At 50.2% G+C, this 25311-nt stretch carries 13 protein-coding genes and 1 tRNA gene; 9 read left to right on the forward strand and 5 right to left on the reverse strand.

Annotated features, from left to right (window positions below):
- Positions 1-28 precede the first annotated feature (28 nt).
- From WKT13_RS02745 to pnp, 4 genes are all read right to left on the reverse strand, one after another.
- Positions 29-2254, reverse strand: coding sequence for a putative Ig domain-containing protein (locus WKT13_RS02745; RefSeq protein WP_340322718.1), 2226 nt, complete (start codon positions 2252-2254; stop codon positions 29-31).
- A gap of 1106 nt (positions 2255-3360) precedes the next feature.
- Complete coding sequence (locus WKT13_RS02750) at positions 3361-6390, reverse strand: family 43 glycosylhydrolase (RefSeq protein WP_340322719.1); 3030 nt, start codon at positions 6388-6390, stop codon at positions 3361-3363.
- Positions 6391-6674: 284 nt separating this feature from the next.
- The gene (locus tag WKT13_RS02755; RefSeq protein ID WP_340322720.1) at positions 6675-8930 is read right to left on the reverse strand and encodes a GH92 family glycosyl hydrolase; all 2256 of its coding nucleotides are present in this window, start codon (positions 8928-8930) and stop codon (positions 6675-6677) included.
- A gap of 127 nt (positions 8931-9057) precedes the next feature.
- Positions 9058-11376 carry a polyribonucleotide nucleotidyltransferase gene (pnp, locus tag WKT13_RS02760; RefSeq protein WP_340322721.1) on the reverse strand — a complete coding sequence of 773 codons (2319 nt, stop codon included), beginning with the start codon at positions 11374-11376 and terminating at the stop codon, positions 9058-9060.
- 382 nt (positions 11377-11758) lie between these two features.
- Here pnp and WKT13_RS02765 point away from each other — a divergent pair, with 382 nt between their 5' ends.
- The 6 genes from WKT13_RS02765 to WKT13_RS02790 all read left to right on the forward strand — a co-directional run bounded on the left by WKT13_RS02765 (position 11759) and on the right by WKT13_RS02790 (position 20218).
- Complete coding sequence (locus WKT13_RS02765; RefSeq protein WP_340322722.1) at positions 11759-13684, forward strand: leucine-rich repeat domain-containing protein; 1926 nt, start codon at positions 11759-11761, stop codon at positions 13682-13684.
- A 254-nt stretch (positions 13685-13938) separates the two neighbouring features.
- Positions 13939-15342, forward strand: coding sequence for a leucine-rich repeat domain-containing protein (locus WKT13_RS02770; protein ID WP_340322723.1), 1404 nt, complete (start codon positions 13939-13941; stop codon positions 15340-15342).
- Positions 15343-15546: 204 nt separating this feature from the next.
- On the forward strand, positions 15547-16401 hold the full coding sequence (locus tag WKT13_RS02775) for an SGNH/GDSL hydrolase family protein (protein WP_340322724.1): 855 nt from the start codon (positions 15547-15549) through the stop codon (positions 16399-16401).
- 772 nt (positions 16402-17173) lie between these two features.
- On the forward strand, positions 17174-18268 hold the full coding sequence (locus WKT13_RS02780) for a glycoside hydrolase family 5 protein (protein WP_340322725.1): 1095 nt from the start codon (positions 17174-17176) through the stop codon (positions 18266-18268).
- A 267-nt stretch (positions 18269-18535) separates the two neighbouring features.
- Complete coding sequence (locus tag WKT13_RS02785) at positions 18536-19573, forward strand: alpha/beta hydrolase (protein ID WP_445323555.1); 1038 nt, start codon at positions 18536-18538, stop codon at positions 19571-19573.
- 102 nt (positions 19574-19675) lie between these two features.
- Complete coding sequence (locus WKT13_RS02790; RefSeq protein ID WP_340322726.1) at positions 19676-20218, forward strand: cyclophilin-like fold protein; 543 nt, start codon at positions 19676-19678, stop codon at positions 20216-20218.
- 158 nt (positions 20219-20376) lie between these two features.
- On the opposite strand, the gene WKT13_RS02795 is transcribed toward WKT13_RS02790, so the two are convergent.
- Positions 20377-22059, reverse strand: a complete 1683-nt coding sequence (locus tag WKT13_RS02795) for a S41 family peptidase (RefSeq protein WP_298621373.1) — start codon at positions 22057-22059, stop codon at positions 20377-20379.
- Between the two features lie 351 nt (positions 22060-22410).
- On the opposite strand from WKT13_RS02795, the gene WKT13_RS02800 reads away from it, so the two are divergent.
- The 3 genes from WKT13_RS02800 to nusA all read left to right on the forward strand — a co-directional run bounded on the left by WKT13_RS02800 (position 22411) and on the right by nusA (position 25304).
- Positions 22411-22484 (forward strand) — tRNA-Asn (locus tag WKT13_RS02800).
- Between the two features lie 1085 nt (positions 22485-23569).
- The gene (rimP, locus tag WKT13_RS02805; RefSeq protein WP_298618106.1) at positions 23570-24037 is read left to right on the forward strand and encodes a ribosome assembly cofactor RimP; all 468 of its coding nucleotides are present in this window, start codon (positions 23570-23572) and stop codon (positions 24035-24037) included.
- Positions 24038-24041: 4 nt separating this feature from the next.
- Positions 24042-25304: a transcription termination factor NusA gene (gene nusA / locus WKT13_RS02810; protein WP_298618105.1), complete on the forward strand. Its 1263-nt coding sequence runs from the start codon at positions 24042-24044 to the stop codon at positions 25302-25304.
- Positions 25305-25311 lie beyond the last annotated feature (7 nt).

Raw genomic sequence — 25311 nt, forward strand, 5'->3', positions numbered from 1 at the left:
CAGTTTTATCGGTATCGGGCGCTGTGGCTCAATATCTTATTTTGATGAACTTCACGCCGTGTGTCGGGATGAAGTAGCGTGTGTCTGTGGTGCTGATGTCCTTCTGACGCCACAGGTCGCGGGCGTAGCTCAGACGGCTGATACCGAGTTTGTCGAAGTAGGATGCGAAGTCAACGGTAGCATTTTCGCTGCCCACGTTGAATATACCTACAGCATAGCTGCCGTCTGCCAGCGGGCGTTTCCATATCTGTATGTCGCCATCTACGATCTCGCGCTTGGCCTGGCGGCCGAGGATATCCTGGTTGACGGCGTTCACTTCGTTGTTGCAGAGCAGTCCGAAAGTGAAGTCATCGATGCGTGATATGTCGCAGCCTATGAGCATGTTTGAGGCAAGGAGCGACCACAGGGAGATGTGGCTGTACTGCTCTTCGGTGGTGAGGCGTGTCTCACGCAGGTTGGCACTCCAGCCCACCATGCCTACGATGAGCATGTCGGGATCGTTCCAGCAGCCGGGTTCGGCGTAAGGATAGAGTTCGGCTTGTCTCACGAACCCTATGTCGTAGAGCGATTCCCAAGTGTCGGTGATGTCGCCTGTGGTGCGCCATGAGTTGGCGTCAACGGCGTGTCCCCACTTCCACACGTCGGCCATACCGTACTGACAGAGGCTGTAGAAGATGTCGCGCGGCTGTTCGCGCAGATATTTCTGCATGTGGAGATATGGTCTTACGTAGGCAGCCACGCTGCGGTCGCTTGATTTTTCGAACTCGCGTGAGTAGCCGCACCAGTCATATTTCAGATAGTCCACGCCCCAACTGTTGTATGTCTTGGCGTCCTGTTCCTCATGACCGAGCGAACCAAGATAGTTGCCGCAGGTGCGGTCGCCCGGTGAAGAGTAGATTCCGAATTTCAGACCGTTGGAGTGGAGCCAGTCGCCCAGACCTTTCATGTCGGGGAACTTGTCGTTCACGGCGATGGTACCGTCTGCGTTGCGCTCGGGAGCTTCCCATGCGTCGTCAACATTGATGTAGCTGTAGCCGTAGTCGGCCAGTCCTTTTTCGATGAGGGCACGCGCCGACGACATAACTTTCTCCTGCGATACGCTGAGGCCCCAGCAGTTCCAGCTGTTCCAACCCATAGGTGGTGTGAGCGCAATCTTGTCGCCCACCTTTATTGTGAATTTCTGTTCGGTCTTGCCTTTGGCGTTCTCGCCGATGATGGTCATCTCGTAGTCGCCGCGGTCTTTGATGCTTCCGCTTATGACACCATTTGCAGCATCGAGCGTCAGACCTTCCGGGAGATGTGTGACGGAGAACTTCATCGGGCGCTCGCCTGACATCGGTATGCGGAAGATGACGGGTGAACCGGGACGCACACCATAGACCAGCGGACCGTTGTAGCGCGGTGTGGCCGGAGCGGCCGGTGTGAGAATGTATTTCGGAATGTACGTGGTTACGTTCTTCTTGCCGGTCACGGCGTCAGTGCATGTCACTTTTATCTGTACACATTTGCCTTTGCTGTATGCCAGGTCGAACGATTTTGTGCCGTTGCCCTTGACAGACAGTTTCTTGTTTATGTGCTGCAGGCTCTCTCCGTTTTCGGTATCGGTGACGTCGATGTCGAGAATGATTTTGGCGGTAGAGCGGTTTGTGTTTTTAAGTGTGGCGGTGCATACCGGATTGTCGCCGAGCGATTTCTGTGCGAAAACAGTCTTCATGCCGTCTATGCGGTTGGGCACGCTGATGCTGACACCGCTTCCAAACATGCCACCGGGATCGTTGCCGTTATACACTCTTACGGCAAGCACATTCTCACCGTCCCATTTTATGGCTTTGTTCTTGGCGGATACGGAGTATGTACGTACGCTTTCCCATGCCGAAGAGTATCCGCCCTTGTCGGCAGGAGTCTGTCCGGTCTTGCCGATAAGCACTCCGTTGAGGTATGTCTCGTCGGCATCGTCTATCTTGCCCATGTTGAACAGCACGGTCTCCTTGACGTCGGAGTCGTCGAGCATAGACTGCGGCATGGTGAAGCGTATGCGGTACCATGCATAGTTGTTGGGATTCTGTGTGCCCTGTTCGTTCCATGGTTTGAGTATGGACATCGACTGCCAGCCGCTGTCGTCGAACGAACTGTTTTTCCATTCCATATTGTCGCCTTTATGGAATCGGGCTTCCTTCAGTTTCAGAGTCTGGGCCGTCGTGCTCAACATAGTGGCTACCGACAGGCACATTGTCAGTAATATTTGTTTTTTCATATCAGGTAGAATGGTTTGATTGTTTTTTCTTATGACAGGATTTTTAGGTTTTTGTGTAAAGGCAGGGGCTGAATAAGCGTTTGCAGATGCAGGATAGACCTGCCTGTAACATATCCACAAAGGTACAATAAAATTCAACAGATGTGTCGCAGGATACATGTTTTTTTGTTTTTATTCTATCAAATAACAGGGCAAACACAGGCTTTGCAGGAAATCAACGGTGATAGTTGTCAATAAAGCGCCGGCATCAGTCGCGTACATGTGTTGTTGCTTGCGGCTGAAAATGAAGCCATCGGGGACAGTTACGAATTTTCAGTGTCCTGCGGTTTTTCCGTCGGAGTTTTCAGTTCTACCCCAAAAAATAAGCGAGTATTTGCGGACAGACTCTCCTTCGGACGCAAATTCGCGAAAAATAAGAGCTATGCTTAAAATATTGAACATCAATAATTTATCTTCAGGATATATTTTCAAGTCCTGCAATAAGCACCATTTCAGCATGCGATTAAGTACATATCAGGGGCTGAAATGCTTAATATTACACCCTGAAACAGACGTAACCGTAGGCTGAAACGGGCTTAATCGGAGTGAAAGACGGATTATACGGGATGGCGCTATGGTATATACGTCATGGCTGTAAAGCCCGAATGGGCCTTCGGAGTGTTGTATTTAACAATTCTTTACATCTCTTTTGCGAAAATATTTTGTCAAAAAAAAGTCAAGAAAATCTGTAAGTCCGTCGCCCGGGTTTTCTTGAAAAGAGCCGATATTGTGTGTGAAGCGACGCACGGGAAGCATGTGCCTCACCGGAGTTGATGACAGACCGTTAGTGGCAGCGTGAATTTATTGATACGTGAAGAGATTTGCTTTACGGTTTATACCGCTCCGCGTTGTCCGGAACTTTTCTTCGTTCTGTGATACTTCATGAATAAAACCATGCTCACGGAATGTCTGAAGAGTCCGGGCGCAATGTGAATACATACGTCGTATTGGGAAGAAATGTGTTTCCGGTGCAGTATTGTGCAGAAGCGTGATATGCCACAAAAAAGGGACGCACCATTACGGCGCGTCCCCATATTGAATGATTTCCGCTTGCGCGGGCTATGGCCTTAGTATTTGATGATCTTCTCGCTGGACGATCCAGACTTGCTGCGTACATTCACGATGTAGAGTCCGTCAGGAACATCGAATACGTCAACCTCGACGCTGCCTTCACCCTTTCCTGATTTCATCTTCTCACCATGAACAGTCACGAGCTGCCATTTGAATTTTCCGCTGTCGTTTGTTGTGATGGTGAACTTGTCGTGTACTCTGCGCGGGTTCACGGTCATGTTCTTGTTTCCGGCAGCACTCTCTGTATCCTTGATGTCGGTGGATGTCTTTATTATAGGACGTTCTGCAGTGACAGAAGGACGCAGGTTTTCTATTACAGGCCATCCGTCCTTGTCCCATGTCACCTTGTCGAGGAATACTTTTCGGCCAGAACCAGTGTCTTTGGCATCATAGCCGTGATACAGCATCCAGTACTGGCCTGCATCGTCGAGTACGAGTTCGGAGTTATGTCCCGGACCTACAACGTCAGGACTGCGGTAGAGCAGGTTGGAGAACTGATTGTCGAGTGCGCGTTCGCCTACTTTGTTGACATACGGACCCATCAGATTCTCAGAGCGTGCCACCATTACATGGTATGTACTGTTGCCTCCCTCGCAGCAGGAACCTGCCGATCCGAAGAGATAGTAATAGCCGTCACGCTTGATGATGTAAGTGCCTTCTGTGAGTGTACCTGCTATCTTCACTTTCTCAGCTCCTTCCTTAACGGACAGTCCATCGTCGGAAAGTTCTATGGCATATATGCCGCGGAACGAGCCCCAGAAGAGGTATTTGCGACCGTTGTCTTCAATGTAGAACGGGTCAATACTGTTCTGAACGCCTATCTCGTTGCTCAGGAACAGTTTCTTGGCGTTGAGGAACGGACCTTCCGGACTGTCGGCAACGGCGCATCCGATACCGCATTCCCATTCCTTGCCCCATTCAGATTTGGAGAAGTAGAGCACATATTTGTCGCCTATCTTGTTGATGTCGGGTGCCCAAAGACCGCCGTTAGGTACCATCGAAGGACGTGTGGATTCTGTGAATGCAGTTCCGATGAAATCCCAGTTAACAAGATTCTTTGATTTGTATATCGGTGTGTTGCGTGTGTCCTCTGTACCATAAAGATAGTAGTTACCGTCTTCGGCACGTATCACAGTCGGGTCGGGCACGCTGACGTTTATCACCGGATTGCTGTATGTATCGGTGCTCTTCTCCGGAACTTCAGGCTTAACCATTTCTTCCGGTACACTTGCTGTGCTGCCTGTCACCTCTACACTGACAGTGCTGAATGCAGAACCGTTGTATGAGGCATTCACTGTCTGCACGCCTACAGTATAGCTTCCGTCCGGAACATTCAGTGTCACCTTGCGGGCATTGTATGCGTTTCCCGGCTGGTTTACCTTGCGCAGACCGTCTTTTTCGCCTCCTATGAACGAGTTTCCACCGGCTATCACCTTTCCGTCTGCATTCATGACATAATATTCGAAAGTCTCGTTGCCTTTGGCACCTTCGGGCATATCCCATGTCAGAACGAGTTTTCCGTCCACTGTCTCAGCTTTCAGGTTCTCGGGTTTCTGAGGTGTTATGACGGTTGTATTTGTGTTTCTGGTGGTAGAGAAGATGTTTGTCAGACCGTCGATGCCGGGATAGAACGAACCGTCAGAGGTCTGTGAGAGTGTCACGTAGTCGTTCACACCGTCACCATTGTAGTCAACGAATACCACGCATCCTTCAGAACCGCCACCAAGACGGAAGTTTTCTTTGAACGAAGCGTTGCCGTCGCCTATGCCGATGAAGCATGTCTGTGTGCTGAGTCGTGTTGACCAGCCAAGGTTGAAGATGTCGAAATTGCCGTCGCCGTCCCAGTCCATTACGCCGTACTGGCGGTTGGTGCTGTTCTGTCCGCGCATTTCTGACAGACCTGATGTGCCCTTTGATGTGTAGCTTACGGTTCCGTTGTCGGCTATTGTGGCGGTATATACACCGTAAACATATTTTCCGCGTCCGTTGCCGCTCCATCCGGAGAGGAATATGTCAGGTGTTCCGTCGTTGTTGAAGTCGGCCACAGCGATGGCTCCTTCGGACATAGCCGGGATGTCGCCGTCGGTCACATACTGTCTGCGGAACTGTCCCGGATGCTCCGGATCGTTGAGGAACAGATCAGTGAAATGAGTGTTGTCGCCGTCGGTTGTTCCAAGTTCGTCACGGTCGTTGGAGTTTGAGTTGACGAAGAAATCCACATATCCGTCGTTGTTGAAGTCGTAAGCAAGAACCTGTCCGCATTCGAAGTGATACTTCTTGCCGTCCTGTCCGTATTCAAGTACATAAGGATCTGTGAGGAAATAGGATACTTCGAATACTCCTCCGCCTCTGTTCAGCAGTATGACATTGGCGTCTGTGTATGTTGTCGGATCATTGCTCTTGTTTGTCTGATAGCCTATGCCGACGATGTCGGGCAGACCGTCGTTATTGAAATCGGCCACATCTCCCGAAAGAATCATGCGCATGTCGAACTCCACAGGGTTGCCTTCAGAGTTGACGAATTGTGGCTCGAACTGTACAAAAGTTCCGTCGCCGTTGCCGAGGAATATTCCTTCGCGGCTGATGTTATCGACATATGGCTCTTCGTTATAGGCTCTTCCGGATGTCTCGAAAGCCACTATATCCATTATTCCGTCCTGATTCATGTCGCACGCGGAGATGGAAGGTCTGTCTGCCACGTTGATGCTTATGCCATCGTTGAAATATGACAGATCGTTGTAAGTGTTTCCTACTACGAACCATCTGTATCTTTTCTCCGGATCGATGGTCAGTACGTGCGTCATTCTTGTTTTTTCCCAGCTTTGTCCGCCGGCATTGTTTGTTGTGTATGTACCTATTCCGGCAACCACAAGGTCGCGCATTCCGTCGTTGTTCACATCAATGGCGACGGCATTGGAATTGTGCGCTCCCCATTCTTGTCTTGTAGCACTGTTGGGCAGGTTTGTCTGTGCCTGTACGGCAGACACTGCCAACAGCATTCCGATTAATGTTGTAGATTTCTTCATGTTTTTGTTTTTTGAAAATAAACAAGTAATAAGTTAGGTTATGCAACTGAATTTTCATTCAGTGGATATCCGGCAGCCGAAGACGGGATGTTATGTTTTTCTTCGGTTTGGGTATCCGTTTCCGGCTGCCGGATATTAAGAGTGATTCATGCGTATTGCCTGCTTTGCAGCAGCATGAAAATGCTTATGAATGTCCCGTACGATGAATGTTGTATGTTCAAAATTTGTGTTTTGTCAAGTATCAGCGGGTGATTCATCTGCTACGGGATTCTTTTCAGTATTCTTTATTTCTCTATGTCGGCCGATGGGGGAGCGGCTTTCTTGTCAGCGCCCCATGCTTTGTTCGGATGACGTCCCATGACCAGGACGAGCTTACCGCCGTTCTTTATATCGTCATGGCTGAACCATGGCTTGTTCCATGTCTTGCCGTTGAGAGTAGCACTCTGTATGTATTTGTTCTCGTCAGAACAGTTCTTGGCTTCTATTTCGAATATCTTGCCGTTAGGCAGTGTCACCTTCACGTTGTTGAACAGCGGACTTCCGATGTTGTATGACGGGAATCCGGGTGTTACAGGATAGAATCCTATCGAAGAGAAAACAACAAATGAAGTCAGACCGCCGCCGTCCTCGTCGCCAGGAATACCCATGACGTCGTTGCGGAACCATGTCTTGAGCACTTGTCTTACGCGTTTCTGGGTTTTCCACGGCTGTCCTGCGTAGTTATATAAATAAGGAATGTGCAGTGACGGTTCGTTTGCCATGGTAAACTGTCCGATGTTTCCTGTCTGGTCGGGCAGTTGCTCGTAGAACTCACGTTTGCCTCTTCCCATCGGTTCTGCGAATGTCTGGTCGAGATTTCTTGCAAAGTTGTCGCGTCCACCCATGAGGTTTATGAGATCCGCCATGTTGTGCTGTACATCCCAGCGGTAGGTCCATCCGTTGTTCTCGTCGTATGCGTCGCGTGCTCCCAGACCGCCAGAGAAACGGTAGTCGAACGGTTCCAGGAAGTTTCCGTCCTTGTCTTTCGGATGGAAGAAACTTGTCTTGCTGTTGAATATGGTGCGGTAGTTGCGTCCGAGTTGTGCGTAGTGGTTTGCCTTTTCGGTGTCACCCATGAATTCGGCTATGCGTGACAGACACCACATGTCGTATGCTGTACCAAGTGTAACGGCCACCGGCTGTCTCTTTTCAAATCCTGATACATTCGGGTCTGTCTCCTTTTCGCCTTCACGCAGTGCCGGGATATATCCGTTCTGTTTGTAAAAATCGTCTATCCATCCGGCCTTGTTGCCCGACCATGGAGCGAGGGTCTTTTCCTCAATTCCTTTTCTACAGTATTCGAATGCACGGTTTGCATCTACCTTCACTCCTTTAAAGAGAGCGTCGGCCACCATTGCCACACCGTGGTTGGAGTTCATTCGTCTTGAATCACCTGTTATTTCCGGGAAGGTAGGCATCCATTCTGTGCCCATCTGTTCGGCCATACGCAGGTAAGATTCTATTATATGGCTCTGCTTTTTCGGCTCAATGAGTGTGCGCAACGGATGTGCGGCGCGGTATGTATCCCAGATCCAGTCATCTGTGTAGAACGGTATTCCGCCGTCCTCATGCACCTGACCGTCGTACGCGCTGAAGTAACGGCCGTCCTCGCTTAGGCATACCGGACGTTCGAATGTGCGGTAATACGATGTGTAAAGTACTGTTTTCTGGTCTTCGCTTCCTCCTGTGACTTTGATCTTAGACAATGCGTCGTTCCATATCTTGCGTCCTCTTGCAGCGACCTTGTCCACATCGTAGCTGTCCTGTTCGCGCATCAGGTTCTTGCGGGCCTGGTCTTCGCTGATGAAAGATACGCCGTAGCGCAGTCTTACCTTCTGTGTTCCGTCTTTATATCTTAACACCGCGCAGGCATTCTCGCCCTGTGCCATAGATGTTCTGCCGTCAAATCCGTCGGCTGCGAGTATTCCTGTGGATGTAGGTGTTGTTTCTGTTTCTAAATATATGTATACTTTTGTTCTTTCGTTGAGCTGCTGATATCCGCTCACGTAGTTCTTTCCTATTTTTATCATGCCGTTGGCTGAGTTGACAATGACATATACCGGTTTGTCTTTTTTGTAGAAGTTAAGCTCGTATACGGCACTCTGTCTATCCACGGCATAGCGTGCTCTCATTGTGTTGTCGTCGAGTTCGATGTCGAACGAATACGGTGTTATGCGCTCATTGTCGTAGTTCACCGATACCACCGGATGCAGTGTCTCTCTTTGGCTTGGGCTGATGCTGAATGCTGAACGCTCGCGATGGTTTGTTACAATTACCGGCAGTCCGTTCACGTGTTCTGATGTGTAGTCGGCTCTTGCCGGATAGACTCTCAGCATACTGTTCGGAAGTTGTACCGTGGCGAATGTAGGTACGAGCAGATGACTGATGTTTCCGATGTAAGGGTTCACATAATCAACGGGTTCTTTTGTCTGTGCTCCGATCCTGTTGCACACCGTAAGGCACATGGCAATAGCCATAAGTGCGATAAAGTTTTTTTTCATGTAATAAGTCCGGGTTTTAATTTTATGGTAAAAATAAAAGGATTGTTCTTTTTCGGATCTGTTTTTGTGAATGAAAATCCCCGCACAAGTACGTGCCTGTGCAGGGATTTTTTAGTCATATGTTTTTTCAGTCTATGTCACTGTTGTGATCAAGACTGTCATTAAACGGTTTCGGTTCGTGTTTGTCGTTTCCTTCTGTCGGCTTGTGTTCGAAGCGGCGCTGTCCTCTGCGTTCACCGTTCTCGCGTCCCGGTCTTGGGCGACGCTCGCCACGCTCAGGTCTCGGACGACGCTCATGCTCAGCATATCCTTCCGGTTTCGGAATGAGTACGCGGTGAGAGAGTTTGTACTTACCGGTCTTCGGGTCGATTTCCATCAGTTTCACTTTTATCTTGTCGCCCTCCTTTATTCCGGCGTCCTCAACTGTTTCGAGGCGTTTCCAGTCTATTTCAGATATGTGGAGCAGTCCGTCCTTGCCCGGCATTATTTCAACGAAGCATCCGTAAGGCATTATCGAACGTACTGTACCGTCGTAGATTTCACCTACTTCAGGTATTGCAACAATAGCCTTTATCTTGCTCATTGCAGCGTCGATGCAGTCTTTGTTTGCAGCGCTCACCTGTACTTTGCCTACACCGTCCACTTCATCTATTGTTATGATGGCACCGGTATCTTCCTGTATCTGCTGGATGATCTTACCGCCCGGGCCTATCACAGCGCCGATGAATTCCTTCGGTATCTCTATCTGTACGATACGCGGAACCTGCGGTTTCAGTTCTGCCCTCGGTACTGCTATTGTCTCAGTGAGTTTGTTGAGGATGTATTCACGGCCGGCCTTTGCCTGCATGAGAGCCTTCTCCAGAATCTCGAAGCTCAGTCCGTCGCACTTGATATCCATTTGTGTTGCAGTCAGACCGTCCTTTGTTCCGGTTGTCTTGAAGTCCATATCGCCGAGGTGGTCCTCATCGCCGAGGATATCACTCAGTACGGCATACTTATCTTCACCCGGGTTTTTGATAAGTCCCATTGCAATTCCGCTAACCGGTTTCTTCATTGGAACACCGGCATCCATCAGTGCAAGAGTACCTGCGCATACGGTAGCCATAGATGAAGAACCGTTGCTCTCGAGTATCTGCGAAACGAGGCGCACTGTGTAAGGGAAGTCCTCTGGAATCTGACCCTTAAGTCCGCGCCATGCCAGATGGCCGTGACCTATCTCACGACGTCCTACTCCGCGCTGTGCCTTTGCCTCGCCAGTACAGAACGGCGGGAAGTTGTAGTGCAGCAGGAAGCGCTGGTAGCCGTGGTCGAGTACATCGTCAACGAGTTTCTCGTCAAGTTTTGTTCCCAGTGTACATGTTGTGAGGCTCTGTGTCTCTCCACGTGTGAAGATTGAGCTTCCGTGAGGCATTGGCAGTGGTGAAACCTCGCACCATATCGGACGGATCTCATCAGTCTTACGTCCGTCGAGACGTTTTCCTTCGTCGAGGATGCAGCGGCGCATAGAGTCGCGCATCACGTCGTCGTAGTAACGGCTTATCATGCCGTGCTTCTCTTCGAGTTCTTCAGGTGTGAGTTCTGTGTGTGCGGCGTCGTATGCAGTGGTGAATTCCTCGATGATCTGCGAGAAAGCCTCCTCGCGTTTCTTCTTGTCGTGGTCGCCTGCTTCGGCAATAGCGTAGCATTTGTCGTATGTCTGGCGGCGTACTTCCTCACGCAACTCGTCGTCGTTTACCTCGTGGCAGTATTCGCGCTTCACGTCGGTGCCGAGTTCCTTCGACAGTTCCACCTGCAGTTCGCACATCGGCTTGATGGCGTCCATGGCAGCCTTGAGCGCACCGATCATGTCCTGTTCCGACACTTCTTTCATCTCGCCTTCCACCATCATGATGTTCTTGGCTGAAGCACCAACCATGATGTCCATGTCGGCACTCTTCATCTGCTCGAATGTAGGATTGATAACATACTGTCCGTCAACACGTGCTACACGCACTTCAGAGATTGGACATTCAAAAGGAATATCTGAACAAGCCAGAGCGGCTGATGCTGCAAATCCTGCCAGAGCGTCGGGCTGATCAACGCCGTCGGCGCTGAGAAGCATGACGTTCACATAAACCTCTGCATGGTAGTTGGAAGGGAAAAGCGGACGCAGCACGCGGTCAACAAGACGTGATGTGAGAATCTCGTTGTCGCCGGCCTTGCCTTCGCGCTTGGTGAATCCGCCCGGGAAACGTCCGGCGGCGGCATACTGCTCTCTGTAATCTACTTGAAGAGGCATGAAGTCTGTTCCGGGAACTGCATCTTTTGCGGCACAAACAGTGGCGAGGAGCACTGTGTTACCCATGCGGAGCACACATGATCCGTCGGTTTGCTTTGCCACTTTCCCGGTCTCAATGCTGATGGTTCTTCCATCAGGCAATGATACTGTTTTCGTAATTACGTTCATCTAATATAACATCTAATAAAATAAAATCGGACAAAGATAATTAAATAATGTTGAATGAACTACAAATCAGCCGTTTTATTATTATTTTTTATGAAAACAAATATATGTCTTTCTGCCATGTTGTATGGAGGTTCTGGTCTTGCGTTTGCAGAAGGTGTGATCAGTTTATCTTTTCTCTGCTATCTTGTGTGCTTTTCCATGCTGTGCTTCCTTGCGCTTATATGATAGGAAAATTGTTGCATTTTTACATTATTTTCGTTAAAATCGCGCCATTGTGAATACAATATTTGCATATTTTGCCTATCTTTGCATTTCTCCCGCTTCGGTTATGCAGGTTGCTAGAACGTGGGGCGGGCATTGTTTCTTTTAAAAATTTAAACGTATGAGAAAACTTCTACTTTCGTCACTTGTGTTTATCAGTGCCTCACTGAATGCACAGACAAGTTTTAAAAACGGTTTGCTCACCTACACGGTGACAGGTGCTCAAACAGTTGAAGTGTCCGGTGCCGACAGCAAGGATGAGTCGGACGCACCTGTTTATGATTATGTGGTACCCGAAACTGTTGAGAACGAGGGCGTCACATATAATGTCACAGCCATTGGCGAAGACGCTTTCTATTGGAGCGACCTCAAGTCGATCACTCTTCCGGAAAGCATTGAATCTATCAAAAGCGCGGCTTTCAAGTCTACAACAAATCTTACTTCCATAACACTTCCTTCCAACCTGAAGTATATCGGCGACTATGCTTTCAACTCTTCTGGACTGACAAGCATAACAATTCCCGCTTCAGTTGAGGAGATTGGTTCCAGCGCTTTCTTTACCTGCAACTCACTCGCTTCAGTGGAGTTGGGTAGTGGTCTGAAGACCATCGGTTCTTCGGCGTTCTACAAATGTCCGTTTACCACAATCGAACTTCCTGAAGGCATTAAGAACATTCCGACTGCGCTGTTCTACGGATGTGCCAATCTTACTTCGGTGAAGATGGCGGCTGATGTCGATTATATCGGCGACCGTGCGTTCCGCGAGTGTAGATCTCTCCCGTCAATAGACATTCCTTCAAGTGTTACATACATCGGTGAAGACGCGTTCCTCGGCTGCACCTCACTCACAACTCTGCAGCTTCCGGCATCGCTTGAGGACGTGGGCGTGAACTTTGCGGCCAACAGTGGCATCACATCTCTCACCGTTGAGGAAGGCAACAAGAACTTCGTGGCAGAAGGAGGAGTTGTTTACAGTGCCGACAAGAAAGTGCTTTACGCCGCACCAACCAAAGGCCTCTACGAACTCACCCTGCCTGCCGCATGTATCGGAATTTATGGCGGAGCCTTCTCTGGCAGCGAGATAAAGAGCGTCACACTTCCCGAAGGATTCCTTGCAGTGGACGGTTTCGCTTTCTGCGAGTCTGCACTTGAGAGCATCAATCTGCCGTCATCAATCGTTATGATAGGCGAACAGGCTTTCGCGGCTACAAAGCTCACAGAGGTTACACTGCCCGATCGCACAGAGGAACTCTACAGTGCCGCTTTTGCAGGATGCGACAAACTCACCACAGTCACCATTCCTTCCGGTCTCAAATTCATGTATAACCGTGCATTCCTCGGCTGTACAGCCCTGAAGACCCTCAACTGTCTTGGAGCTACTGCGCCCGAACTCGAAGAGATATATGAGGAATACGAGAGCCAGTTCTACGGCGTATCAGGTGCTACACTCTACGTTCCGAAAGGCTGCACCGCATCTTATCGTGACGCCGGTTATGCTTCATACTTCACAATAGAAGAGACAGAGAACGGTGTATTCACACATGTTTCCACAACTCCTGCCGAAGGAGCTACGGTAGAACCGGGCTGGATGCCGATGTCATTCGAGGTTGAATTTGCCGAGCCTGTCACAGTTGTAAACGCCACACCTGCCGCAAGTCTTCTTGACGGACCGCTGGCCGGAGGTTCTGAGATTCTGCCGGACAATGGATGGAACGCCACAGTGAGCGACAAAAACAACAACACACTCGTGCTTTGGGGCTCTGACTACGACGGATTCACATGTTCGTTCAAGGCCGAGAAAGGCAAGGAATACACAGTTGTCATTCCTGCCGGAATCGTAAAGAACGCCGCTGGTGACCTCAACGAGCAGATTGTTATCAAGTTCAACTGCGACGAGTCTACAGGCGTTGGAAACGTAGATGCTTCTGAAAATGTAAAGGTTACAGCACGCTACAACATCAACGGCCAGAAACTGAACACAGCCGTTAAGGGTATCAACATAGAGAAGATGTCAGACGGAACAGTACGCAAGGTGCTTGTAAAATAACATGCTTATGTTCTGATCGCATGGTTTTCCGCCTGCGTAAGACGGCATAATTCCAAAGGGAGACAGACGTTCCGGAATACAGTTTCCGGCGCCTGTCTCCCTTTTTCTGTATATACGTTTTTTGTTAATTGTGTTAAAACCGCACCAGCAGCGCAACAACGTCAGCATATAATGACTATATTTACGGCATGTTGGGTCCACGCATGCAGATGACATGAACTGTGTGGAAATGTAGTTCCTTAATAATAAGACTTATGAGAAAGTTTATGCAGTTGTCGCTTGCGCTTGTTAGTATCGCACTGAACGCGCAGACAAGTTTCAGAAGCGGTCAGTTTACCTATACAGTGACAAGTCCCCGAACGGTTGAAGTGTCGGTTGCCGACAACAAGGATGCGTCGGGTACGCCGGTCCATGATTATGTCATACCGGCCACGGTGAGGCACGAAGGCACCACATACCGTGTGACGTCGCTTGGCGAGGACCTTTTTTACCGCAAGGACCCAAGGACGGTCTCCATTCCAGAGAGCGTCGATTCGATAAAGACCGGAGCCTTTCTCTCTGCCGATAACCTTACCTCCATTGCTTTTCCTTCAGGGCTGAAGTATATCGGCGGTGCCTCTTTCAGCTCTTCCGGACTGAAGAGTATCGTCATACCTTCCTCTGTTGTTGAGATAGGTGAGAACGCGTTTTTCTCCTGCAAGTCTCTTTCTTCTGTCCAGCTTGGCAAGGGACTGAAGAAGATAGGCAGCGCGGCGTTCTTCGGCTGTGCACTGTCTTCTGTCGAGCTTCCCGAAGGCATTGACAGCATACCCGAGGCCCTCTTCCACTGTTGCGCCAGTCTCCGTTCGGTGAAGATGGGTTCCGGCGTCTCTTACATAGGCGACCTTGCATTCCGCGAGTGTTCCTCGCTCACGTCGATAGACCTTCCGTCCGGTGTCACCCATATAGGCAACGACGCCTTTCTCGGCTGCACATCGCTCACAAGTCTGCGGCTTCCGGCGTCGCTTGAGATTCTCGGCACATGCTTCGCTGCATGCAGTGGTATCACGAAGCTCACTGTGGAGAAAGGCAACAGCCACTTCGTCACGGACGGCGGAGCCGTGTATGATGCCGGCAGAAGAGTGCTTTATGCCGTGCCGTCAAAAGGACTTCAGAGCATCACCGTGCCGTCCGGATGTCTCAGAATATACCGCGGCGCGTTCTGGGACAGCGACATAAAGAGCGTGACATTGCCTGAAGGAATACAGAAGATTGACGATAAAGCCTTCCTCGGGTCGGCACTTGAGGACATCAATCTGCCGGCGTCCATAATATATATAGGCGAGAGGGCTTTCGCTCATACTAGGCTCACCGAGGTGACACTGCCCGAACAGATCGATAGGCTCAGCGACGCTGCCTTTGCGGAGTGCGCCGGACTTGCCACCGTCACCATGCCACAGGGACTCAGGTACATCTGTCACCGTGCGTTCATCGGGTGTCCTGCACTTAAAAGGATAAACTGCCCAAGCACTACGCCACCCGAATTTGAAAAGGAGGAATCAGAGCAACTGAAATCCTTTACCCTCGTCACGGGTGCCACGCTCCGTGTCCCGAAGAACTGTTCGGCGTCTTATCGCGATGCAGGATACGCGGAGTTTTTCGACATAACGGAGATGTAGTAGGATGTATCTGTCAGGACAGTGAGGCCAATGGGTACGTTGAGGCTGTTCCTGCCTTTCCGGATTGACGGCTGTCTGAAGGGCGGAAGACGTAAGAATGTCTGTTTTGCGGCAAATAAGCATGGCCGCGGTGCGTTTCGATAAGAAATAATCATTAACTTTGTCCGACACAGATATTATACACGAAAAACAAAGTTTATGATTATGAGAAACCTTCAACGCCGGTCTGCCGCATTCTTCATGGCGGCCCTCATATTGCTTGCCGACCTTGTGCCGCTGCCGACTCTTGCAGCCCGTAGTACAGATACTGCCGCACGGAACATGGCCGACAGCCAGTGGCGCGGCCGTCGAGTGGCATTCCTCGGCGACTCCATCACCGACGCGCAACGCGTGGGCACCACCCGCTGCTACTGGGAATATCTGGCCGATATGCTCGGCATCGTGCCGCTGGTGTATGGCATCAACGGCCATCAGATGAGCGATCTTGCCGGTCAGGCACGCCGTCTGCTCGAGGAACGTGGCGACAGCGTGGATGCCATAATGATATTCGCAGGTACAAACGACTACAACTGTGGCGTGCCCGTGGGTGAATGGTATGAGACGGGCGAGCGCGAGACCGTTGTCGGCGGAGGCGGAAAGGCCGTGCGCAAATACCGTACGCCCGTTATGAGCGACGCCACGTTCAAGGGTCGCATCAACATACTGATGAATTTTCTCAAGACAAATTATCCCGACAAACAGATAATACTGCTCACGCCTATCCACCGTGCCTACGCATGTTTCGGACCGGACAACATACAGCCCGACGAGCGTTTCGCCAACAGCATAGGCGTGTTTTTCGACGAGTATGTCGAGGCTGTGAAGGAAGCCTCCGGCGTTTGGGCTGTGCCGGTGATAGATCTCAACAGCCTGAGCGGGCTCTATCCGCTCAACGATTCGCACGTACGCTATTTCAGCAATGGCAAGACCGACCGTCTGCATCCCAATGCCGCAGGCCACAAGCGTATGGCTCAGACCATTGCCCGTCAGATGTTGGCACTGCCGGCTGTGTTTGATTAATATACAGCGGCCGTGTCTGCATTTTGTTGTGGTAGCATTTCCGGCATCAGGAACAGCCGCGCGCATATTCCCGTGTGGATGTCATTTCGGGGAGAAAAATGCAAGATGATAATTGATTATCGTTAATCATATACAGGCCGAATGTTAAAATGCGATGCGTGAGAGTCGCGTTTTTTTGTCCGGTCTTTGTTTTTATGCGTAAAAACAGAGTTTTTTCATACTTCTCATAATGGGTTGATATTCAGATAGTTTTCTGCTTGCGATGTTTTCCTGATGCTTCTTCGGGCTTGCGAAACAGTCTTTATTGCATGCCGAAACAGGCCGTTTCGGAGCATGATACGGTCCATTTTGCGTGCCGAAATGAACTTTATGACGTGCCGGAATGGACCGTTTTGCAAGCCGGTGGTTGCCTGGCCGACTCTCTGTTGCGTCCCCGGTGTATGTCGGAAAGCCTTTTGGGGTTCTCCCGTGCAGTTTTTATGACGGCGTGAGATGAACTCTGGCGGGGATTTGTTTTAACTTAAAACTGTTAATTTTGTGCTGCATAAAAAGTGAAAGAATATTGCTTTTCCGTCTGCCATGGTGCCTGTATCTCACTATGATATTATATGAGGCAGGATAATGTCCGGCATTATAAAAAATGATAAAACATGCTTCTTTCATTTGCTTTTGCATCCACCTTTCACTATATTTGCATTCGCGTAACCGGCAGAGGCGTCCTTGCGCTGCCGCCTGTCGTTACAACCTGCACTACTGACATAAACCGAAAAACATGAAACACAGACTGATTATTCTTATTGCATTGCTCCTGAAGGGCTTTGTTTGTATGGCCGGCGATTTTGTTCCCGGCCGAGGTGTGAATATTGCCCACTGGCTTTCGCAGTGCTATTACAAGGACATCCCGAGAGAGAAGTTTGTCACTGCCGACGATTTCAAGGAGATAGCACGGCAGGGATTCGACCATGTGCGCCTGCCGCTCGACGAAAAGGAACTTTGGAATGCGGACGGTACACGTAATAAAGAGGTGTTCGGCATACTGCACGCCGGCATAAAGAGCGCGATAAAGAACGGTTTGAAGGTTGTCGTGGACCTGCACATTGTGCATGCACACGACTTTAATGCCGGAGCCGAGGGGCGTACCAACTCGTTGTGGGACAGTGAGGCGGATCAGGAACATCTGTGTCGTCTGTGGGAGGAACTGTCGGACGAACTGCACAAATACAGCAACGATGATGTGGCATACGAGATAATGAACGAACCGGTGGCCCCCGACCATGAGGCGTGGAACAGGCTGGTGGCAAAGGTGTACGACGTCATCAGGAGCCGTGAGAAGCACCGCCCGATAGTTGTGGGTTCCAACATGTGGCAGCAGACTGCTACGTTTGAGCATCTGCGTGTGCCGGAAGGCGACGACAACATTATCCTGAGCTTCCATTTCTATGAGCCTTATTTCTTCACACACTACAAAGCCGGATGGACCGAACATAAGGATTTTGGTGGAACGGTACACTATCCCGGAGAGATTGTCACCGCCGAGGAGCTGGCTGCCATGACCGGCCGCGACCGACAGCTGGCCGAGGGTTGGGTTACTGTGTGGGACCGTCAGCGTCTGAAGGATAATGTGATGAAGGCAAAGAAGAAGGCCGACGAACTGGGACTTGTGCTCTACTGCGGCGAGTTTGGAGTCTATAGCCGTGTGCCGGAGGCCGATGCCCTGCGATGGCTTGGCGACCTTACGGGTGTGCTCGACGAGCTTGGCATATCGTGGGCGTTGTGGAATTACAAGGACGGTGGCGGCTTCGGCCTGCGCAACATCAGGACAGGCGAGTGGAAGACGCGCTATGTCGACGCTCTGATGCACCGTTGAGGCCTTTATGACATGTCTGCGTCTGACGCGCACATATATAGATATGTATTGTCCGCTGACAATATCACGGCATGCGCCGGTTCCGTTTTCGGGGCCGGCGCTGCTGTTTCCATCGGTCTTGAATGGACATGCCCGGGCAGCCGGTATCGAATCAGTAAAACGGGTATTTATGTCCGTTAAGAAGGTATCGGGCCGTTGGAATAATAAGAATAAATTTGCAGCGTACAATAAAAACAGACTGATATTATGAACATAAAGACTGTAATGATGACGGCTGTGCTGGCTGTCGCGTCGGCGGCCGGTGCTCAGACAGCCGGTAAAAACAAGATTGATATGGAGAAACTGGAACTTACACAGGAGTGGGACAAGACGTTCCCGAAGAATGAAAAGGTTGTTCATGAGAAGGTGACGTTCTGCAACCGTTACGGTATAACGCTTGCGGCCGATCTGTATAAGCCTGTAGGAGCAGAGGGCAAACTGCCGGCCGTGGCGGTGAGTGGGCCGTTCGGTGCTGTGAAGGAGCAGGCGTCGGGACTCTATGCGCAGGAACTGGCCAGCCGTGGATTTCTCACCATTGCCTTCGATCCGTCGTTTACGGGTGAGAGCGGCGGCAGTCCGCGCTATGTGGCATCGCCAGACATCAACACCGAAGATTTCTGTGCGGCAGTCGATTTTCTGTCGGTGCGCAACGATGTCGATACAGCCCGCATCGGTATTCTTGGCATCTGCGGATGGGGCGGCATGGCTCTCAACGCGGCAGCGGTAGACACCCGCATAAAGGCTACGGTGGCTTCGACCATGTACGATATGAGTCGCGTGACGGCAAACGGATATTTCGATGCCGGCGACAACGCCGAAGCACGTCAGGCTTTGCGCCGTCAGCTCAGTGCCCAGCGCACCGAGGACTACCGCAACGGAACGTATGCGCGTGCCGGAGGAGTGGTGGATCCGCTGCCGGAGAATGCACCGCAGTTTGTGAAAGACTATTACGCATATTACAAGACGGAGCGCGGCTATCACAAACGGTCGCTCAACTCCAACGACGGATGGAACACAACGTCGTCGCTCTCGTTCCTCAACATGCCGCTGATGACATACATAGGCGAGATAGGCAGCGCTGTCATGATAGTGCACGGCGAGAAAGCGCACTCGCGCTATTTCGGTGAGGACGCCTTCAAACGTCTGAAGGGTGACAACAAGAAACTCGTGATAGTGCCGGGAGCCAACCATACCGACCTGTACGACAACATGGAGAAGATACCTTTTGACGGGATTGAGGAGTTCTATCGCACGTATCTTCGTTGATGCATACAGCCGTGTGGAAGTCTGTGCGGGTAGGCGATTGCTGCATGGCGGACTTGGATATATGGATGTTTTGCAGTGGAATGATATCTAAAACTATACAATATGAAGTATCTTATACAGTTTGTCGTCGCTCTTTCGATGGTGTGTCTGGCAGGCGGTTTCGCAGCCTGCTCGGAGGAGAACGGTGCGGCGGCCGGGACAGTTCAGCCACCGCCCGGTACTGACGGCGGAGGAGCAGATGAAGGAAACAGTGATAATGATGAAATAAACGATACTATTATGAACAACAGAATAAACATAACCGTGGGCGGCCGGACGTATGTTGCGACGCTGGCCGACAACGCTGCGGCACGGGCTTTTGCAGCCCTTATGCCACTTACAGTAAGTATGAACGATCTGAACGGCAACGAGAAATATCATTATCTTGAAACGTCGCTGCCGGTGGAAAGCAGCAGGCCGGGGACTATACATGCCGGTGACCTGATGCTTTATGGCAGTTCGTGCGTGGTGCTTTTCTATGAGACGTTTGCTTCCGGGTACAGTTATACGAGGCTGGGAAGGATAGACAACCCTGAAGGACTGGCCGGTGTGCTGGGCAGCGGAAGCGTGAATGTGACGTTCAGCAGGACGGACAGTGGAAAGTGACGGCCGGAGAGGAAGTGTTCCGGAGTGTTGCGGAAGAGATATAACAGGTTGATATATAAAAGCAAGACATCCTGCGCGTCGGGTGATGACGGCAGGATGTCTTGCTTTTATTTGTGTATATGACGTGAGGTGTCGTGCGTTTGGCAGACACGTTTGCGTCATTCTTTCTTCTCGGCTTTGGGTTGCAGTGTCGCCGCATATTCCTCGGGCGACTTCAGCAGACGTATGGCCTCCTTCAGCTGTTTGTCGTAGCGCAGGCTGTTCTCCAGGGCTCCGCGCTGGAAGTAGTAGGCCGTTATGATGTCGGAGGTGAGCATCTGTTTTATCTTCTGCTTGTTGTAGTCGAAGTCGAGGTCCTTTGCAATGTTGTGCTTCAGCTTTTTCTCCAGTGCCTCGAACTCCGGTTTAGCATCCTCGTAGTAGCCTTCGAACTTGGCAAGTTTCACAAGTTCTTCGAGACATTTCTCGCTCACGCGGTCGTAAGTGAAGTTGCTGTTTATGACACGCTGCTTGAATTCCTCATAGTCGGCGTCGCTTATCTCGAACTCTGAGGCCGGAGCTATCGTAGGATGGTTCTTGATGTAATCCACCACATAGTTGAACATGAGGTCTGTGGTGTCCACGCGCTGCAGATAGTATGCTATGTTGGGCAGCGAGTCCGGCTCAATCTTGATGTCCGGTTCGATGCCTCCGCCGTCGTGCACTATGCGTCCGTTACGTGTGCGGAACTCTCGTGTGAGCGAGTCGGGCACGTGCTCGGTGTATCCGCCCTGCGAGTGTTTGTAGTTGATTGCCTGTATGCAGCGTCCGCTCGGGGTGAAATATTTGGCAGTGGTGAGTTTCAGATTGCCGTTGTATGGCAGCTGTACGTTTGGCACCTGTACTAGTCCCTTGCCGTAGGTGCGTGTTCCCATTATCACGGCGCGGTCGAGATCCTGGAATGCTCCGCTGGTTATCTCGCTGGCACTTGCAGTTATCTCATTCACAAGCACTACGATAGGCATCACCGTGTCGATGGGTTCGACGGTAGTCTTGTAGTTCTGGTTGGAACGCTGCATCTTGCCCTTCATCGACAGCAGGTCGGTGTTCTTTGGGATGAAGATGTTGAGAATGGCCAGCGCTTCCTGCACAGAGCCTCCGCCGTTGTTGCGCAGGTCGATCACCAGACCCTTGGCTCCTTGCTTCTTCAGATCGATGAAGGCGCGGCGGAAATCCTTTGAGCAGTTCTCGCCGACGTACGAGTCGAGGTCGATGTAGCCTATGTCGCCGTCCTGCATGCCGTAATATGGCAGGTCGGGCATCTGTATGGCCTTGCGCTGTATTTTGAATGTCATGTCCTTGCCGGTTGACGGACGGTGTATCTTCAGCTCGAGTGTGGTGCCCGCATCGCCGCGCAGATGCTCGCTGACGTATGCGTTTGTCTTGTCGGTCATGTCCTCACCGTCGATGCTAAGTATGATGTCGCCTTTCTTCAGACCCACTTCTGCGGCAGGCATGTTCTCGTAAGGTTCGTTTATTACGACGCGTTTGCGCGTGAAGTTATAGCTTATTATCGAACCTATGCCGGCATATTTGCCCGTGAGCATCTGCTTGAACTCAGCCGATTTGTCCTCCGGATAATATTCCGTGTAAGGGTCGAGGCTGCGCAGCATGGCCTTTATGCCGTTGCCGATGACCTCGTCGGCGTTGAGCGTATCGACGTACATGAGGTCAAGATTTTTGTATATGGCATTGAATACGTCCAGATTTTTGGCCACCTTGAAGTTGTGGTCGTCGTTTTTCTGTGCAAGAACCGTCGCGGCGCCAAGCAGCATCACGCAGAACAATATGGTTTTTCTCATAATCGGCTTTTATATTAATATAATGTGGTAAGTCTTTATAAAGCGTTGCAAAGGTAATGTAAGTTGCGGGCAGTACAAAATAAAAAGTATTTATTTTTCATAATGCGACGTGGCGGAAAGCCGGATTTTGTGTGTCGGAACGGTGGCGGAATGCGAAAAACGGAGTATGTTTGTCATATCGATATTATATATTTTGCATCATAAAAATGTCCGGATGAGTCCTGAAAATGCTGTTTTTATGCCCGAAAAGGCCGATAAACACGTTTTTTTGAAATAAATTTGAAATTTTTCGCGAAAATGTTTGGTGGTATGAAATAAACGCTGTACCTTTGCATCGCAATTAAGACAAATGCTTCAATAGCTCAGTTGGTTAGAGCACCTGACTGTTAATCAGGGGGTCGTTGGTTCAAGCCCATCTTGAAGCGCACTAAAGGAACTGCATCAAGCGGTTCCTTTTTTGTTTATATATATTCCGTAAACATGATGGTTTGCGGTTCTCGTATCATTGTCATACCCGGCTTTATGTGGAAAGGCAGCGCATTGCTTATGTCGCGATATGAATGATATGGTAGAGCGTCCGCGGTGCTTTATCTTTTTGTTTGAATAAAAAATCCGGCCTCGTCCGATAAGTATTGGGAGAATGAAAGTTGCGCACAAATTCCGGAAAATCAGAAAAAGAGGAGTCTGAATATCATGAACATTTTGCTCTGTTTAATATTTCCGCATGATATGCGTATGCTTTTCGTGTTTCTCCTTACGGCCGATATCCGTGTTTTCATTGGAAACTCGGACGACGTACTTACAGTTTTTCTTGACTTTTTTTTGACAAAATATTTTCGCAAAAGAGGTGTGAAGAAATGTTAAGTACGGCATCCCGAAGGCCCGTCCGGGCTTTACTGCCATACCGTATATACCGCAGCGCAGTGCCGTATAGTCTGTCTTTCACTCCGATTAAGCCTGTTTCAGCTTCCGGTTACGTCTGTTTCAGGGCGTGACATTAAGTATTTCAGCCTCTGATATGTACTTAATCGCATGCTGAAATGGTGCTTATTGCAGCACGGGAAAATGGTTACTGAGTGTAATTGCTTGACATTCAGTGTTTTGTGATAATCTCTTATAATTCGCGAATTTGCGTCCGACTGAGAGTCTGTCCGCAAATATTTGTTTATTTTTAGGGGTAGAACAGAAAACTCGGACGAAAAAATCGAAGGATACTGAAAAACAGTAAGTGCCCCATATTGTTTTGTGTAACCATAGGAAACATTTTCGTGGAGTTGGTGTTATGTATTTATTCGCCCGTCAGCATGATTATTCGGTTCTGTGACCGGAGGTTTCCTGATTGGCGGCATGAGCTCCGCAACTGCGTGTCTTATAGTGAATTAATTTGCAAAGCTTTTGCAGAAAAGACGTAAAATATTTGTGCACATGCGGAATAATTCGTAAATTTGCAGCATTCAGAGGAATGAGGGGCTCCGATACAGAGCTCCTCATTTTATTTAATCAATGATATATGATAGACAAAAACGTCGTAAAAGGTATTGTAGAACAGTGGCTGGAGGACAAGGACTATTTTCTTGTCGATGTTGAAGTCAGCCCGGATGATAAAATCGTGGTGGAAATAGACCATGCCGACGGTGTGTGGATCGAAGACTGCGTGGAGCTGAGCCGTTTCATAGAAGACCATCTCAGCCGCGACGAGGAAGATTATGAACTTGAGGTAGGATCTGCCGGACTGGGCCAGCCGTTCAAGGTGCCGCAGCAGTATGCGTGCTTTGTCGGCAAGGAAGTCGAGGTACTCGACGGCGACGGACGCAAGGTCAAGGGCGTGCTGAAAAGCGTCGATGGCAACACGTTCGTTGTGAGTGTGGCCGAGAAAGTGAAGGTCGAGGGCAAGAAGCGTCCGCAGATTGTCGAGGTTGACCACACGTACGAAATGGACAAAGTGAAATATACAAAATACTTAATAAACTTCAAATAAAGCTATGGCAGCAATGAAAAAAGAAACGGTCGTGAGCATGTTCGACTCTTTCAAGGAATTCAAGGAGACGAAAAACATTGATCGTACAACGTTGGTGAGCGTGCTTGAGGAGAGTTTCCGCAACGTTCTTGCCAAGATATTCGGCAGCGACGAGAACTTCGACGTCATTGTCAATCCTGACAAGGGCGACTTCGAGATATACCGCAATCGCGTGGTTGTGGCCGACGGCGAGGTGGAGGACGACAACAAACAGATATCTCTGACCGAGGCAAGAAAGATTGAGCCCGACTACGAAGTGGGTGAGGATGTTTCGGAACGCGTCGATTTCACAAAGTTCGGACGCCGTGCCATCCTCAATCTGCGCCAGACTCTGGCTTCCAAGATACTCGAACTGGAGCACGATTCGCTTTATAATAAATATAAGGACCGCGTGGGACAGATCATCGCCGGTGAGGTTTACCAGGTGTGGAAGCGCGAGGTGCTTGTGGTGGACGATGAGAACAACGAGCTCATACTGCCCAAGATGGAGCAGATTCCGAGCGACACATATCATAAGGGTGAGACTATCAGAGCAGTCATCCACCGTGTGGACAACGAGAACAACAACCCGAAGATCATCCTTTCGCGTACAAGCCCCGTTTTCCTCCAGCGTCTGCTCGAGGCTGAGGTGCCTGAGATTGCCGACGGATTGATATCTATCAGAAAGATTGCGCGCATGCCGGGAGAGAGAGCTAAGATTGCTGTTGAAAGCTACGACGAGCGCATTGACCCGGTAGGAGCCTGCGTCGGAGTGAAAGGAAGCCGTGTGCACGGCATCGTGCGCGAACTGTGTAACGAGAACATCGACGTCATCAACTATACCGCCAACACCAAACTCTTCATCCAGCGTGCGCTCAGCCCGGCAAAGGTTTCGAGTATCAACATCGATGAGGAGAACCACAAGGCAGAGGTGTTCCTCAAACCTGAGGAAGTGAGCCTGGCCATCGGACGTGGCGGACTCAACATCAAGCTTGCTTCGATGCTTACCGAATACACCATCGATGTGTTCAGAGAGATCGACGACAACGAGGCCGACGAGGATATCTATCTCGACGAATTCTCCGACGAAATAGACCAGTGGGTGATCGACGCCATCCGTTCTATCGGACTCGACACTGCGAAGGCCGTACTCAATGCGCCGCGTGAGATGCTTGTCGAGAAGGCCGACCTTGAGGAAGAGACCGTTGACAACGTGCTCAGAATTCTCAAGGCAGAATTTGAAGGATAGTGAGGCA

Source organism: Prevotella sp. HCN-7019 (assembly GCF_037890215.1).
Taxonomy (GTDB): domain Bacteria; phylum Bacteroidota; class Bacteroidia; order Bacteroidales; family Bacteroidaceae; genus Prevotella.

Bases quoted from the DNA above. Each gene is read 5' to 3' on its own strand.
- nusA (WP_298618105.1), top strand. From the start codon at position 24,042: ATGGCAGCAATGAAAAAAGAAACGGTCGTGAGCATGTTCGACTCTTTC.
- WKT13_RS02750 (WP_340322719.1), bottom strand. From the start codon at position 6,390: ATGAAGAAATCTACAACATTAATCGGAATGCTGTTGGCAGTGTCTGCC.
- pnp (WP_340322721.1), bottom strand. From the start codon at position 11,376: ATGAACGTAATTACGAAAACAGTATCATTGCCTGATGGAAGAACCATC.
- WKT13_RS02775 (WP_340322724.1), top strand. From the start codon at position 15,547: ATGAGAAACCTTCAACGCCGGTCTGCCGCATTCTTCATGGCGGCCCTC.
- WKT13_RS02755 (WP_340322720.1), bottom strand. From the start codon at position 8,930: ATGAAAAAAAACTTTATCGCACTTATGGCTATTGCCATGTGCCTTACG.
- WKT13_RS02790 (WP_340322726.1), top strand. From the start codon at position 19,676: ATGAAGTATCTTATACAGTTTGTCGTCGCTCTTTCGATGGTGTGTCTG.
- WKT13_RS02785 (WP_445323555.1), top strand. From the start codon at position 18,536: ATGACGGCTGTGCTGGCTGTCGCGTCGGCGGCCGGTGCTCAGACAGCC.
- WKT13_RS02765 (WP_340322722.1), top strand. From the start codon at position 11,759: ATGAGAAAACTTCTACTTTCGTCACTTGTGTTTATCAGTGCCTCACTG.
- WKT13_RS02780 (WP_340322725.1), top strand. From the start codon at position 17,174: ATGAAACACAGACTGATTATTCTTATTGCATTGCTCCTGAAGGGCTTT.
- WKT13_RS02795 (WP_298621373.1), bottom strand. From the start codon at position 22,059: ATGAGAAAAACCATATTGTTCTGCGTGATGCTGCTTGGCGCCGCGACG.
- rimP (WP_298618106.1), top strand. From the start codon at position 23,570: ATGATAGACAAAAACGTCGTAAAAGGTATTGTAGAACAGTGGCTGGAG.
- WKT13_RS02770 (WP_340322723.1), top strand. From the start codon at position 13,939: ATGAGAAAGTTTATGCAGTTGTCGCTTGCGCTTGTTAGTATCGCACTG.
- WKT13_RS02745 (WP_340322718.1), bottom strand. From the start codon at position 2,254: ATGAAAAAACAAATATTACTGACAATGTGCCTGTCGGTAGCCACTATG.